Annotated in this window: 18 protein-coding genes; 16 read left to right on the top strand and 2 right to left on the bottom strand. The window is 66.5% G+C overall.

From position 1 onward, the window contains the following. The 7 genes from ACEN98_RS01200 (at position 1) to ACEN98_RS01170 (ending at position 4,185) form a co-directional block, all read left to right on the top strand. Positions 1–261, top strand: coding sequence for a hypothetical protein (locus ACEN98_RS01200; RefSeq protein WP_258817532.1), 261 nt, complete (start codon positions 1–3; stop codon positions 259–261). Next, positions 258–1,031: an MgtC/SapB family protein gene (locus ACEN98_RS01195; protein WP_413337001.1), complete on the top strand. Its 774-nt coding sequence runs from the start codon at positions 258–260 to the stop codon at positions 1,029–1,031. The genes ACEN98_RS01200 and ACEN98_RS01195 overlap by 4 nt, the downstream gene beginning before the upstream one ends. A 15-nt stretch (positions 1,032–1,046) precedes the next feature. Continuing rightward, positions 1,047–1,625 carry a DUF924 family protein gene (locus ACEN98_RS01190; protein ID WP_413380782.1) on the top strand — a complete coding sequence of 193 codons (579 nt, stop codon included), beginning with the start codon at positions 1,047–1,049 and terminating at the stop codon, positions 1,623–1,625. Between the two features lie 9 nt (positions 1,626–1,634). After that, the gene (locus ACEN98_RS01185; RefSeq protein WP_413380780.1) at positions 1,635–2,465 is read left to right on the top strand and encodes a Rossmann-like and DUF2520 domain-containing protein; all 831 of its coding nucleotides are present in this window, start codon (positions 1,635–1,637) and stop codon (positions 2,463–2,465) included. Between the two features lie 149 nt (positions 2,466–2,614). Next, a complete protein-coding gene (locus tag ACEN98_RS01180; RefSeq protein ID WP_413380778.1) occupies positions 2,615–3,232 on the top strand; it encodes a PEP-CTERM sorting domain-containing protein in 618 nt (205 codons plus the stop codon). Positions 3,233–3,321: 89 nt separating this feature from the next. Then, positions 3,322–3,699, top strand: coding sequence for an MAPEG family protein (locus ACEN98_RS01175; RefSeq protein WP_413380776.1), 378 nt, complete (start codon positions 3,322–3,324; stop codon positions 3,697–3,699). A 123-nt stretch (positions 3,700–3,822) separates the two neighbouring features. Then, positions 3,823–4,185, top strand: coding sequence for a hypothetical protein (locus ACEN98_RS01170; RefSeq protein WP_413337006.1), 363 nt, complete (start codon positions 3,823–3,825; stop codon positions 4,183–4,185). On the opposite strand, the gene ACEN98_RS01165 is transcribed toward ACEN98_RS01170, so the two are convergent. Next, positions 4,186–4,764 carry a molybdopterin-dependent oxidoreductase gene (locus ACEN98_RS01165; RefSeq protein WP_413380774.1) on the bottom strand — a complete coding sequence of 193 codons (579 nt, stop codon included), beginning with the start codon at positions 4,762–4,764 and terminating at the stop codon, positions 4,186–4,188. Positions 4,765–4,834: 70 nt separating this feature from the next. Between ACEN98_RS01165 and ACEN98_RS01160 the strand changes: the two genes are divergently transcribed. Then, positions 4,835–5,410 carry an alpha-ketoglutarate-dependent dioxygenase AlkB family protein gene (locus ACEN98_RS01160; RefSeq protein ID WP_413380772.1) on the top strand — a complete coding sequence of 192 codons (576 nt, stop codon included), beginning with the start codon at positions 4,835–4,837 and terminating at the stop codon, positions 5,408–5,410. A 183-nt stretch (positions 5,411–5,593) separates the two neighbouring features. After that, positions 5,594–6,169 carry a porin family protein gene (locus tag ACEN98_RS01155; protein WP_413337009.1) on the top strand — a complete coding sequence of 192 codons (576 nt, stop codon included), beginning with the start codon at positions 5,594–5,596 and terminating at the stop codon, positions 6,167–6,169. A gap of 61 nt (positions 6,170–6,230) precedes the next feature. Here the strand turns inward: ACEN98_RS01155 and ACEN98_RS01150 are convergent, their stop codons facing one another. After that, positions 6,231–6,794, bottom strand: coding sequence for an REP-associated tyrosine transposase (locus ACEN98_RS01150; RefSeq protein WP_413380770.1), 564 nt, complete (start codon positions 6,792–6,794; stop codon positions 6,231–6,233). Between the two features lie 273 nt (positions 6,795–7,067). Between ACEN98_RS01150 and mrtJ the strand changes: the two genes are divergently transcribed. From mrtJ to dsbD, 7 genes are read left to right on the top strand one after another with little or no spacing between them, the layout of a single operon-like run. Beyond that, a complete protein-coding gene (gene mrtJ / locus ACEN98_RS01145) occupies positions 7,068–7,430 on the top strand; it encodes a JDVT-CTERM system glutamic-type intramembrane protease MrtJ (protein WP_413380768.1) in 363 nt (120 codons plus the stop codon). An 18-nt stretch (positions 7,431–7,448) separates the two neighbouring features. Further along, positions 7,449–9,554, top strand: coding sequence for a choice-of-anchor D domain-containing protein (locus ACEN98_RS01140; RefSeq protein ID WP_413380766.1), 2,106 nt, complete (start codon positions 7,449–7,451; stop codon positions 9,552–9,554). Further along, entirely contained in the window at positions 9,551–10,063 is a 513-nt protein-coding gene (locus ACEN98_RS01135; protein WP_413380764.1) for a TlpA family protein disulfide reductase, read from the top strand. Before ACEN98_RS01140 ends, ACEN98_RS01135 begins: the two co-directional genes overlap by 4 nt. Beyond that, positions 10,060–10,278, top strand: a complete 219-nt coding sequence (locus ACEN98_RS01130) for a DUF4266 domain-containing protein (protein WP_413380762.1) — start codon at positions 10,060–10,062, stop codon at positions 10,276–10,278. The genes ACEN98_RS01135 and ACEN98_RS01130 overlap by 4 nt, the downstream gene beginning before the upstream one ends. Before the next feature lie 9 nt (positions 10,279–10,287). Continuing rightward, the gene (locus tag ACEN98_RS01125; RefSeq protein ID WP_413380760.1) at positions 10,288–11,433 is read left to right on the top strand and encodes a DUF3570 domain-containing protein; all 1,146 of its coding nucleotides are present in this window, start codon (positions 10,288–10,290) and stop codon (positions 11,431–11,433) included. Next, positions 11,427–12,341, top strand: coding sequence for an FAD:protein FMN transferase (locus tag ACEN98_RS01120; RefSeq protein WP_413380758.1), 915 nt, complete (start codon positions 11,427–11,429; stop codon positions 12,339–12,341). The genes ACEN98_RS01125 and ACEN98_RS01120 overlap by 7 nt, the downstream gene beginning before the upstream one ends. Continuing rightward, on the top strand, positions 12,338–14,116 hold the full coding sequence (gene dsbD / locus ACEN98_RS01115) for a protein-disulfide reductase DsbD (protein ID WP_413380756.1): 1,779 nt from the start codon (positions 12,338–12,340) through the stop codon (positions 14,114–14,116). Before ACEN98_RS01120 ends, dsbD begins: the two co-directional genes overlap by 4 nt. The last annotated feature ends 3 nt before the right edge of the window (positions 14,117–14,119 follow it).

Raw genomic sequence — 14,119 nt, 5'->3', positions numbered from 1 at the left:
ATGGCAGGAGCACGTTCCACCCGCGCCAGTGCCGCCGTCGACCGGCTCAAGCGGCGCACCGGCGTGACGTCGTATTCGATGGCGCGCACCGGCGACGGCCTGTTCTTCCTGTCCGAAAAGCCGGGCGCGCCGCCGCTGTGCGCGCCGCTCGAGCTCGACGAGTTCGTGGCGTTCGTCAACGGCCTCGGTCCGCAAGAGGTCAAGCGCATCAGCAAGCACGACGTCGAATTCGAAAAACAGCTGGTCAGGAAAAAGCCTTGACGGCTCCCGCATCGAACGACCTGGCCCTCACGCTGCCGGAGCTGGTCGGCGCGTACTGGTCGCAGGCCGAACTGGCCACGAACGCGCTGATCCTCCTGAACCTGGCGGGCGCGCTGCTGCTGGGCCTCATGGTCGGCTACGAGCGTTCGTACCACGGCCGCGCGGCCGGCATGCGCACGTATGGCCTCGTGTGCATGGCGTCGTGCGCGCTGACGATCGTCGCCGGCTATCCGAGCCACTGGTTCGGCGGGCACGGGTCGTCCGTGGCACTGGTGGATCCCACGCGCGTGATCCAGGGCGTCGTGACGGGCATCGGTTTCCTCGGCGCCGGCGTCATCATGCGTTCGGGCTTCAACATCAGCGGCCTGACGACGGCGGCGTCGATCTGGTCGTCGTCCGTGATCGGCATCCTCGTGGGCCTCGGGTTCTACATGGCCGCGATGGGTCTCGCGTTCTTCTCCGCGATGATCATGATCTACCTGAACAAGGCCGTGGGCCTGCTGCCGTCGCGCCATGCGGTGGCCGTCACGCTGCACTTCAAGCCCGGCGTCTATCCGCAGGAAGAGACGCTGCGCCAGGCGGCGCTGGAGCGCGGCTACGAGATCGCCGGCGGCTCGCTCACGATCTCCAGCGAGAAGGGCTGCCAGGAGTGGCATTTCGTCGCGCTGGAATTGCCCGGCAAGCCGGGCGCGCCGCTGTCGCTGCTGGCCAGCGAGCTGTGCACGTTCGAAGGCGTGGACGGCTTCCAGCTTTCGCACGCACGCAATTGATATGAAGGGACATGAATGACACCCCAGGACGTTCTCGATTTCTGGTTCGGCGCACCGGGCAGCCTTGACGCCGGAAAACCGCGCCGCGAATGGTTCGTCAAGAAGGACGAATTCGATGCCGTCATCCGCGACCGCTTCGGCGCCGCCATCGAACAGGCGCTGGCCGGCGGCCTGCGCGAATGGGATGCGCAGGGACCGAGGGGCACCCTCGCACGCATCCTCGTGCTCGACCAGTTCACCCGCAACGCCCATCGCAACACGCCCCTGTCCTTCGCCGGCGATGCCCTGGCGCTGGCAGCCGCGAAATCTCTCGTCGACAGCGGCGCCGACCGCGAGCTGACCCCGCTGCAGCGCGCCTTCGCCTACATGCCGTTCGAGCACGCCGAGGACGCTTACATGCAGGAGCGCGCCGTCGAACTGTTCGGCGTGCTGGCGGCCGAACATCCGGGCTTCGACGAGATGCTCGATTACGCGCACCGCCACCGCGGCGTGATCGCGCGCTTCGGCCGCTTCCCGCACCGTAACGAGATCCTCGGGCGCGCGTCGACGCCGGAAGAAGTCGAATTCCTGCGCCAGCCGGGCTCCCGTTTCTGAGTCCAGTCAATGATGACGACCCTGAACATCGTCGGCGCCGGCCACGTGGGCCGCGCCCTCGGCCGCCTGTTTGTTGCGCGCGGCGTGTTCGCCGTGCAGGACGTCAAAACGCGCGGCCCTGACAGCGCGCGCGACGCCGTCGCATTCATCGGCGCCGGTACGCCGGCCGATGGCGATGGCACGTTGCGGCCGGCCGACGTGTGGATGCTGGCCGTGGCGGACGATGCCATCGCCGGTGTCGCCGCCGCGCTGGCGCAATCCGCGCCAATGGCGGGCGCCGTCGTGTTTCATTGCAGCGGCGCCAAGGCGTCCACGGCGCTGGAGGCGCTGCGCCAGGCGGGGGCGCTCGTCGCCAGCGTGCATCCGGTGCGCAGCTTCGCCGATCCGGCCGCGGTCGCGGCGGCGTTCGACGGCACGTTCTGCGGTGTGGAAGGCGATGCCGCCGCGCTGGCGGTCCTGCTGCCCGCCTTCGAGGCGATCGGTGCGCGGCCCGTGCGGATCGACCCCGCCGCCAAGACCGTGTATCACGCGGCCGCCGTGTTCGCGTCGAACTACCTGGTGACCGTGATGGATGCCGCGCTGCGCGCCTACGAGGCCGCCGGCATCCCGGCCGACGTGGCACGCGAACTGGCGCGGCCGCTCGCGACCGAAACGCTGTCGAATGTGCTGCGGCTGGGGCCGGAAGCGGCGCTGTCCGGACCCATCGCGCGCGGCGATGCGGCGACCGTGGCGCGCCAGCACGCGGCCGTCGCGGCCTGGGACGGTCCGACGGGCGCACTGTACGACGCCCTCGCCTCCGCGACGTGGGATCTGGCGCGGCGCAAGCCTCGCCGTATGTGACGCCATGTCACGTATTTTGTCGACGGAATTTACAATTTACTGTCGGGATTTTCCCTTGATGGCGTAACGCCCTGTATTTTCGAAAGAAAAAATTCGGGCATTGTTTTTGCGTCTCCTCTCGCGCTAAAACACGAGGGGAGGGCAAATCCATGTTTAACAAATTCTGGAAAGCCGGTGTAGCGAACACGATGTTTGTGGCGAGCAGTCTGGCGGCGGCTGCGCCGATCACTTTTATCCCGCCTAACGACCCGACGGGGTACATCGGTTCGACGCATTCGAACGACGGGTGGTCCATGGGGCGCGGTATCGGTTTCCGGGTGACGACCCAGGAAACGATATCGAGCGTCGGCGTCTATGTGGACCTGGCCAACACCGAATTGCATTGGGGCATATATACGATCGACTCGTTGGGCAACGACATCTCGAAGCTCGACACGCTCGCATCCGGCAGTTCGGTGGTCACCACCAACGGGCTCGCGTGGATCGACTTCAACGTTCCCGACGTCGTGATCAACGAATACTGGAATTACCTGATCGAGTTCTCGTTCGACGGTGAATCCAACCAGAATTTTTATTATTACAACCGTGACGAATCCTGGGATCAGGGGATCTACCGTTCACTCGACGGTGAAGCACTGGGACGTTTCGAAAGTTACTATAACGTGCCGGCGATCCGGGTCAATGGCGCCTACGTACCGGAGCCCGCATCGCTTGCATTGGTCGGTGCCGGCATGCTGGCGCTGGGTGTGCGCCGCCGCCGAAGCTGAAAACCTGGACCGGCGTGATTGCGCCGTCGTGCGTCATGTTGTAAAAAGCCTGTCTGCCCAAACAGATGGGCTTTTTTGTTGGAGACCACATGATGTTGACCGCATGGGCCACGCTGGCCGCACTGGGCGTGTATTTCTGGACCGGCGTCATGGCCGGCTGGGCCAGGAACAAGTACGACGTGCCCGCCCCAATGATGGAAGGGCCGCTGCCGTTCCAGAGCGCGCAGCGGGTGCAGGCGAACACGCTGGAACAATTGCCGCTGGTGCTGGCGCCGCTATGGCTGTGCGGCCACTATCTGGGCGACCGCTGGGCGGCCGCGGGCGGGCTGCTGTGGTGCGTCGGACGGATTCTGTATGCGCTCGGCTATTACCGCGATCCGGCCAAGCGCGAGATCGGCTTCATCGTCGGCATGCTGGCATGCGGTGCCCTCGTTGCGGGCAGTGTCATCGGACTATTGTCCGCCTGACCTGTTGCACTAGAGCAAAATCTCGAAAACCATTCGTCGACAAAGTTCCCATACTGCAATAAGCTGTGTCTGATTTTAATTTATTGGATGACGGCGCCGCCGTCATGCGTGGAGGACGACAGCATGCTGTTCCTGAAAAGTACGAGTGTCACCAAGGCACCGGGCATTTATGAAGTCGACGTGGCAGCGAAGCCGCCGGGTAAGACATTCGGCGTATTCATGGCCACCGATCCGGACAATCCGCCGCGGGCCGTGCTGACGGCCCTGGCCGAGCTCGGCTTCGAGAGCACTTACCAACAGACCTATGTCCACAAGGACAAGGGCAAAGTCCTCGACCTGCATTTCCAGAAGAACGGCACCGACCTGTTCAACGGTTGGAAGACCGAGGAATGCACGGCCAACCTGGCCGCGCTCGACACCCTGTTCGGCAACGTCGGCATCAAGGTCACGCCGCGCGTGATGAGCCTGGCCGAAGCCTACGCCTGATCAGGCTTTCACCTCCACGTGGTACAGCGCCCACGGGCAGGCGGCAAAGCGCTGCGGCAGCGGCAGTGCCGCCATCTCGGCCACCCGGTCGGCGTCGTACACGGCCCATAGCGGCCCAAGTCCTCCCAGCGGCATCGGAGTGCCATCGATGTGCGTGGCCACGATGAAGCGCCGCGCACGCGCCTGCGCGACCGGCAGTTCCACGTTGTAGCCATCCACCGCGCGCAAGATCAGGATCGTCCTGTCGCCCACCGTTGCGCCGGCGCGCGCCAGCACGTCCGTCAGTAGCGGGCCGCGCAGCGTGTGCGGTTTGCCGTCGTACTCCAGGGTCGGGCGGATCGTCACGGGCGGCAGGGCCAGCAGGCTGGCGTAATCGAACGCCCAGGCTTTCGCGAACGTGACCTGGTGCTTGTGCATCATCTGGTCCAGCGCCGGGTCGAGCGGCCCGCGATTGCTGTGCGAAATGTCTCCAGTGACTGTCAGCAGGGCAGGGCCGCGGCCGGACGGTTGCGCCGCGTGGCCGGCGATCGGAAGGGCGCCCGCGACCGCCGCGGCGCCGAGGAACTGGCGTTTGTTCATGAGAAAATGCCTGGTCGATGAGATCCTCTCATCATAGCAATATTGTCGAATGGATTTGTTTTCCACAAGCATGGATTTGATCCCGATCCCGATCGAGGATGGCGAGTTGTCCATGCTGGCCCAGCTTCCTATGCCGATCGGCAATGCCGAGATCCTGGCGCGCCTGCTTGCCGAGACATCATGGCGTGCCGACACCGTCGTCGTGTATGGCAAGCGCTATCTGCAACCCCGCCTGACGGCCTGGTATGGCGAAGCCAGCTATACCTATTCGGGCCTGACTCTGCATCCGCTGCCGCTGACGCCGCTGCTGGAAACGCTGCGCGCCGCAGTCGAGCAGGCGACGGGACGGCGCTACAACAGCGTCCTGCTGAATCACTACCGCGACGGCGCGGACAGCATGGGCATGCACAGCGACGACGAGCCGGAACTGGGACCGCAGCCGGTCATCGCCTCGCTCAGCTACGGCGCCTCCCGCACATTCATCCTGCGCCACAAGCGCAGCAAACGCACCGTCAAACTGGACCTGACGGATGGCAGCCTGCTGTTGATGGCGGGGAACCTGCAGGCGAACTGGCAGCACGGCATCAACAAGACGGCCAAACTGGTTGGACCACGCATCAATCTAACTTTTCGTTACGTGAGCTAAATCGTTATTATCTCTGTCCAATTTTCGTTAAAGCACTACTGAATTTAGGGTCATTAAGTTACATTCGATTACAAGTCTTACGAGTTCTGCACGGACTTCACCAATTCGCGGTGCTATCTTGACCACATCACGATTCACGCTCGAATCGCGAACCAGTCAAACAACGCAAAGGGAATCCGTAACATGAAAAAGCTCATCGTTGCACTGATCGCCACCACTGCCGCCGTCGGCGCGGCCCAAGCCCAGACCACCCAGACCCAACCGCGCGCCTACGTCGGCGTCGGCATCGCCACGGCGGACCACGTGAATTCGTCGGTCGGCGGCCTGACGAATTTCGACAGCGACGGCTACAAGGCATCGGGCAAGATCTTCGGCGGCTATGAATTCGACCAGAACTGGGGCGTCGAAGCCGGCTACACCGACTTCCGCAACTCGGATTTCAACTACACCGCCAACGGCGTCAATGGCAGCGGCCGCACCAAGGGCAACAGCTACTATGTCGCCGGCAAGTACAACTACCCGGTCAACGACCAGTTCTCCGTGTACGGCAAGCTGGGCCTGCAGCACAGCGAGCGCAAGCTGGAAACCGCCGCGCTGAACATGAAGAACACCGACACCGGTGCCTACGGCGCGGTCGGCGTGCAGTACAACCTGAACCAGCAGGTTGCCCTGACCGCAGAGTACGAGCGCTACGGCAAGAGCAAGGATTTCGGCGCCAAGGCCGACGCTTGGACCGTGGGTGCGCGCTACAGCTTCTAAGCGTCCCCAGCTTTACTCCCAAGGTAGAACGGCCTGCACATGCAGGCCTTTTTTTCGCCCGCTACGGACGCGCGATGTGTCCGGGCTGGCCTGCCGGCCGCATCCACGGCGGCAGCGCCAGCGGCAGCGCGGGCGGCGTGAATCCGGCCGAAATAAAACGGTGCAGCGACGACCACGGCCATTCCGATGGGTGTTGGCAGAGGCCGTGTCGCATCGGGTTGCCGTGCACGTAGTCGACGAGGCTGGCGTATTCCTCGTCGTCGCCCACGCGGTAGTCGCGATAGTGACGTTCCCAGATGGTGCCGTCGCCCGTGCCGCCATCGCCCTTGCCCTTGGCGCCGCCCGGCAGGCAGGCTTTATGCAAGGCCTTGGAAAAGGCGATCTTGACGGCGCGCCAGCGCGACGCGCAGTCGTGGTCGCCCGGCGGCAGGGTCCAGATGGCGTGCGCGTGGTTCGGCAGCACGACCCAGGCATCGACGTGGAACGGTTTGCGGATGCGCGCCTGGCGCATCGCTTCGCCGAAAGCCGAGAAATGGTCCGTAAGTAAGGTGCTGTCTCGATCCAACAAACGCACCGTAAAGAAAAAGGTCCCGCCCGGGACCCGGTTGTCGCGGTAATGTGTCATGAACGTAGTCTGCCAAGCGGCGCAGCCATGCCGTGTCGATCTGGCGCAAACGCGCACGAGTTGAAGAGCCTCAACCACAACGATTCTACCCACGATGTCTCTTTGACGACGATCCATTTCCGCGCATTAAACCGTGTGGCGGAAGTGGCAAACATGGCGTTTTGACACCGCAATGGTGCTCATTGGTTCGTCCAGCGAATTTTTTTTCAAACGGACTGAACCTTTTCACAACGGCCGGTATTAACCGGACGATTTCCGCAGTAACAACCTGACATGCCACCTATTGCCCTGCTGTCCCAGCACCTGGTCTGCACCGGCCAGCTCGTTGCGCCCGACGCCGCCGCCCTGGCGCGACTGCTGTTGCTGGCGCCCGTGCTGGAGGAGTGGGTGGTGCGTGCCGGCTTGCAGGAGTGGCTGATCCGGCGCGCGGCGTTTGCACCGGTACCGATACCGGTAGCTTTGTCGGCGGCCGCGTTCGCGCTGCTGCATGTGGGCGCCGGCTGGCACGCGGCGGCACTCGTGCTGCCACCGGGACTGGCGCTGGCGCTGCTCTACCAGCGCGTCCGCGACTGGCGCTGGTGCGCGCTGGCGCACTGCGGGATGAATGCACTGGCCCTTGGTGGCTGTGCCCTTTGAACGAATCTGGGAGTCACTATGACCGGGCTGCAAAGAAGTGTTTATACCGTTCTCGCCGTCCTCGCGTTCGTCCCGGCCGTGCACGCGGCCGATGCACTGAACGGCAAGAACCTGTACCTGAACGGGCCAACCAGCGGCGGCACGTCCTGCGCGTCGTGCCACGGGCCGTCGCCCGCCGTCAACGTCAACGGCATCCTCGCCGCGGCGAACAACCCAAGCGTGATCAGCAGCGCCTTCAGCGCCAACAAGGGCGGCATGGGCACGCTGTTCAACGGCAAATTCACGACGGCGGAAATCGCGGACCTCGCCGCCTTCATCGGCAACCCGACCGTGACCGCCGCACCGGCGGCTGCCGTCAATCCGGCCTCGCTGAGCTTTGCGGCCAGCACCATCGGGCAGTCGGCATCGCCGCTCGCCACCACCTTGTCCAACACGGGCAACGCAGCCCTGAACGTGGGTACGTTGACCCTGTCCGGCGCGGCCGCGGGCGACTACGCCATCAGCGGCGGCACCTGCGCCAACGGCACGTCGCTGGCGGCGGGCGCCAACTGCACCGTGCAGGTCACCTTCAAACCCACCGCCTCCGGCGCACGCGGCGCATCGCTCGTCATCGCGCACAACGCGACGGGCGGCTCCAGCACCGTGGCCCTCTCCGGTACCGGCAACGCCGTCGCGCAGGCGACCGTCGCGCTGTCGGCCAACGCGATCGACTTCGGCGCCCTCGTCGCCGGCGTCGCGTCGCCCGCGAAGAGCATCACCGTCAACAACACGGGCCAGGCCGCGCTGACCTTCTCCAGCATCGCCGTCGGCGGCGCCAACGCGGGCGTGTTCACGCTGGGCGGCACGTGCGCGACCGGCACGGCCGTCCCGGCCGGCGGCAGCTGCACCGTGACCGTGACCGCGAATTCGTCGACGAACGGCGCGTTCAGCGGCAACCTGTCGCTGGGCTCGAACGCGTCGAACGGCGCCGTGACCGTGGCATTGTCCGGCACCGTCGCCGCGCCCGCACCGGCCGTCAAGGCCAATCCATCGGCTGTGGCGTTCGGCACACAGACGATCGGGGCGCCGGCCGCGACGCAGACCGTCACCCTCGCCAACACGGGCAACGTGGCGCTTACCTTGAACGGCATCGCCGTCTCGGGCGCGTCCACCGTCACCATCGCGAGCAAAACGTGCGGCACGACCCTGAACGTCGGCGCCAACTGCACCGTGACCCTGGCCTTCGCGCCGACGGCATCCGGCACCGCCGCGGCCACGCTGGCCGTGACGTCGAATGCGGCGCCGCTGCAGGTGTCGATCAGCGGTACCGGCACCACGGCGCCGGCGGCGAAACCGGCGCTGTCGGAAGCGGGCCCCGTCGCCTTCGCGGATACGCAGGTCGGCAAGAGCGCCGCGACCCACACGATCACCCTGTCGAACGGCGGCACGGCCGCGCTGAAGGTCGCATCGCTCGTGCTGGATGGCGCGCAGGCGTCCGACTTCGTCCTCGGCGGCACCTGCGCCACCAACGTGTCGGTTGCGGCGTCGGCCAGCTGCACGATCGACGTCGGCTTCAAACCGACGGCCGCCGGCCAGCGCGCCGCGACCCTCGTCCTGATGACGGACGCGGGCAACCAGTTCACGGTCGCACTCGGTGGCACCGGCGTCGCCGTGCCCGTGCCGATGCTGACCGTGAACCCGCAATCCTTCGATTTCGGCGCGGCCGACGTCAACGGCACCTCGCCCACGCACCGCATCACGCTGGCCAATACCGGCGCCAACGCGGCCACCGTGACGGCCGCCACGTTCACCGGCCCGTATGCGCTGCAGGCGGATACGGGCGCCTGCGCGGCCGTGCCGTTCACCCTGCAGCCGGGCGCGAGCTGCGACCTCGTCGTGCGCTTCACGCCAGTGGGTGCGGGCGATGCCGCCGGCAGCCTCGCGGTGACGGCCGACGGCGGCGGCGCGTGGAACGTCGCGCTGACCGGCAAGGGCAACGTGCAGACCGTGCAGGCGCCGCAGAACGCCGGTGGCGGCGGCTGCTCCTCGATCAAGGATGGCAACGATCCGGTGCTGGCGCTGCTGGTCGTGCTGTCGTTCGGCGTGCTGGGATGGCGTCGTTTCGGCAAGAAGGAGGTGAAATGATGGGCATCCGGACGACGCGCGTATTGCGCATGGCGGTCGTGCTGGCCGCCGCACTGGAGGCGTCGACCGCCTCCGCACTCGACAAGGGCGCCGCGGCGCCGGCGTTCGAGCTGCCGGGCAAGGACGGCACGGTGCAGCTGGCGAAGTACCAGGGCAAGCTCGTGTACGTGGATTTCTGGGCCTCGTGGTGCGGCCCGTGCCGCCAGTCCTTCCCGTGGATGAACGAGATGCAGGCGAAGTACGGCGCGCGCGGGCTGCAGGTCGTCGGCGTGAACCTCGACGCGAAGACGGACGACGCGCGCCGCTTCCTCGCCGAGACGCCGGCCCGCTTCGCGATCGCGTTCGATCCGGCCGGCGCCACGCCGCGCGCCTACGGCATCAAGGGCATGCCGAGCAGCGTCCTGATCGGACCGGACGGCAAGGTTTTATATGAGCACGCGGGCTTCAAGGAGGCCGACCGCGCGGCGCTCGAACAGGTGATCAAGAAAGCCCTGGGAGGTGCGCAATGAAGGCGCGCTTTTTCTATTTGCTGATCGCGCCGGCGCTGCTGGCGCTGACCGGATGCGCCACCGTGCAACCCTGGGAAAAAGGAAAACTGGCCAAGCCGGAGATGACGTTCGGCGGCGACAAGCTCGAAGCGCGGTATGCCGATCACGTTTACACGAGCCGCGAAGCCGCAGCCGGCGGCGCGGGCGTGGGTGGCGGCGGCTGCGGCTGTAACTGAGGAGACTCCATGACGACATCCAAGCAAGCTCCCCAGGACCTGGCGGCCTCGCTGCTCGCCGCCGCGCTGCTGCTGCCCGGCGTGCAGGCGCTGGCCGACGAGCCGCCGCAGGGCGGCAGCATCAGCCTGCGCTATCTCGACTACGCCGACCGCCAGAGCGGCCTCGATCGCATCCGTGCTCATTCGCCGTCGATCGCGGTGACGGCGCCCGTTGCGAGCGACTGGTCCATCGAAGGCACGCTGACGGCCGACGACGTGTCCGGCGCCTCGCCGCGCTACCACACGGCCGTCTCCGGCGCTTCGCACATGCAGGACGAGAGAAAGGCGGGCGATGTCGCCGTCACGCGCTACTTCCGGCGCGGTACGCTGACGGCCGGCGCCGCGTATTCGACGGAGCACGATTACGTGTCGCGCGCGCTGTCGCTGAACGGCACCGTGTCCAGCGAGGACAACAACACGACGTGGGCGTTCGGCGTCGCGGGCAGTCGCGACCGCATCGATCCGGTGAATCACGTCGTCGTCGATGAGCACAAGCGCACGGTCAGCATCCTCGCGGGCGTGACGCGCGTGCTGACGCCGAACGACATCGGACAGATCACGCTCACCCGCACGAACGGTGACGGTTACTTCAACGATCCGTATAAATTGTTCGATAACCGGCCCCGTTCGCGCCGCCAGAACACGGCGCTGCTGCGCTGGAACCACTACGTCGACAGCACGGGTGGCACGTCGCGCCTGTCCTACCGCTACTACAGCGACTCGTTCCGCATCCGCGCGCACACGCTGTCCGGAGAATACGTGCAGCCGCTCGGCGGCGGCTGGAGCATCGTGCCGGAACTGCGCCTCTACACGCAGAGCGCAGCTTACTTCTACTACGACCCCGTGTACGACGGCACGCTCGGCCCGCCGTTCCCGCCCGGCTTTGCGAGTGCGGATCCGGGCCGCCTGTCGTCGCCGGACCAGCGCCTGTCCGGGTTCGGCGCCGTCACGGCGGGGCTGAAGGTCCAGCGCGAGATCGGCAAGCTGTGGACGGTCGACGTCAAGGTCGAAGGCTATGAGCAGCGCGGCAACTGGCGTTTGTTCCACGACGGTAGTCCGGGCCTCGCGCCGCTGCACGCCCGCATCTTCCAGGTCGGATTGACGCGGCGATGGTAGACGCGGTGGTCCGCTTTCCGTTCGATGCGATGGCCAGCCGTTGTGAAATCAGGCTGGCCGCGCCGGACGGACATGGGGCGGAAGAACTGGCGCTGGCGGCGATCGCCGAGGTGCGGCGCATCGAGCGCACGTACTCGCGCTACCGCACCGACAGTATCGTCAGCCGCATCAACGCCGCGGCGGGCCGCTACCGCGTGGAGTGCGACGCAGAGACGGCGCAGCTGCTCGACTACGCCGATCACCTGCACCGCGCGAGCGACGGACTGTTCGACATCACGTCCGGCGTGCTGCGCCGCGCCTGGGACTTCCGCCAGCCGCGCGTGCCGCACGCCCGCGAACTGGCGCCGCTGCTGGCGCTGGTGGACTGGCCGGCCGTGCAGCGTGAAGACGGCGCCGTCTTCCTGCCGCGCGCCGGCATGGAGATCGACTTCGGCGGCTTCGGCAAGGAATACGCGGCCGACCGCGCCTGCGCGCTGCTGCAGGAACGGGGCGTGCGGCACGGCTACGTGAACCTCGGCGGCGACATGCGCTTCATCGGCCCGCAACCCGATGGACGCCTGTGGAGCATCGGTATCCAGGACCCGCGCAAGGTAGATGGCACCATCGCCAGCATCGCCGTGAGCCATGGTGCGCTGACGACGAGCGGCGACTATGAACGGTTTTTCGACGTCGACGGCAAGCGCTATTGCCACGTATTGAACCCGCGCACCGGGATGCCCGTGTCGCATTGGCGCTCGGTGAGCGTGCTGGCGCCGCTGGCCGTCCTGGGCGGCAGCGTGTCGACCATCGCCATGCTGAAAGAGGACGACGGCCTGTCCTTCCTCGCCGCCAGCGGGCTCGCGTACTTCGCCATCGACGGCACGGGACAAGCGCATCACCACAGTATTTCAGGAGATTACGCATCATGAAGCAGCTCTTTCGATGGATGGCCGCGCTGGTCCTGCTGGCCAGTACGCTGGGCCGACCGGCGCTTGCCGCCGACGACTTCCTGCCGCCCGAACAGGCGTTCAAGCCGAGCGCCGAACTGCGCGCAGGCGGCATCGTGCACGTCACCTGGGCCATCGCGCCCGGCTACCACCTGTACCGCGACCGCCTCGTGTTCACGGCGCCGCAGGTCGGCCAACCCGCGCTGCCGGACGGCGTGCGCAAGTTCGACAGCAATTTCAACAAGGAGATGGAGACGTATGCGGGGCAGCTTGCAGCGGACCTGCCGGTGAAAGCGGATGCGAAAGCACCGTTCGTGCTGCGCGTGGGCTACCAGGGCTGCGCGGATGCGGGCCTGTGCTATCCGCCCGCCGAAGTCGCGTTCGCGGTGGACCCGGCGGCGCCGGGCGCATTGAAGCCTGCCGCAGCCGACGCCGTGATCGCTCCACCGCCCGCGCACGAAGACGACAGCTCGCTGGCCCAGCGCACGCTGCAATCGGGCAGCGCCTGGCGCATCGGCCTCGCGTTCCTCGCGTTCGGCCTGCTGCTGTCGTTCACGCCGTGCGTGCTGCCGATGGTGCCGATCCTGTCGTCGATCATCGTCGGCGAGGGCAACGTCTCGCGCAGTAAAGGTTTTATCCTCGCGCTGGCGTACAGCCTGGGCATGGCGCTCGTCTACACGGCGCTCGGTGTCGCGGCGGGCCTGGCCGGTGAAGGTCTCGCCGGCGCGCTGCAGAAGCCGTGGGTGCTGCTGACGTTCGGCGCGCTGCTCGTGCTGCTGGCGCTGTCGATGTTCGACGTCTACCAGCTGCAGCTGCCCAGCAGCCTGCAAAGCCGCTTGAGCACGACGAGCGGCAGCATGAGCGGCGGACGGTTCGCCGGCGTGTTCGTGATGGGCGCCTTGTCCGCACTGATCGTGGGGCCATGCGTGGCCGGTCCGCTGGCGGGCGCGCTGCTGTACATCAGCCAGACGAAAAACGTGTGGACGGGCGGCTGGGCGCTGTTCTCGATGGCGGCCGGGATGAGCGTGCCGCTGCTGCTGACGGGCGTCTCGGCGGGCAGCCTGCTGCCGCGGGCCGGCGCGTGGATGAACCACGTCAAGCGCGTGTTCGGCCTGCTGCTGCTTGCGGTCGCGATCTGGATGGTGACGCCCGTGTTCCCGATCACCGTCGCGATGCTGCTGTGGGGCGCGTTCGCCGTGCTGTGCGCCGTGTTCCTGCGCGTGTTCGAACCCATCGCCGCCGGTGCGGGCCTGGGCCGTTATGCCGGCAAGACGCTGGGCCTCGTGCTGCTGACGGGCGGCCTGTTCGAACTGGTGGGCGCCGCCAGCGCGGGCCAGGACGTGCTGCAGCCGCTGGCGCACCTGCGCGGCACGCAGGTCGCCGCCGCGGCCGAGGGCAAGGAACAGAAGTTCGAGCGCATCCGCACGCTGGCCGAACTGGATCGGGTGCTCGCGTCGTCCCCCACGCCCGTGATGCTGGACTTTTATGCCGACTGGTGCGTGTCGTGCAAGGAAATGGAGCGTTTTACTTTCTCCGAACCGAAGGTGGAAGCGCAGATGAAGCAGGTGCGCCTGCTGCAGGTCGACGTCACCGCCAACAACGATGAAGACCGCGCGCTGATGAAGAAATTCGGCCTGTTCGGGCCACCCGGCATCATCCTGTTCAAGCAGGGCAAGGAAGTGCCGGAGAGCCGCGTCATCGGGTTCATGGCGCCCGAACGGTTCGCCGAGCACCTGTCCCGCCACCTCGCCTCCTGACAT

This window comes from Massilia sp. CT11-137, assembly GCF_047302885.1.
Lineage (GTDB): Bacteria > Pseudomonadota > Gammaproteobacteria > Burkholderiales > Burkholderiaceae_D > Telluria > Telluria orientalis.
The sequence above is the reverse complement of the archived record's forward strand: the minus strand, read 5'-3'. Positions and strand labels throughout refer to the sequence as shown.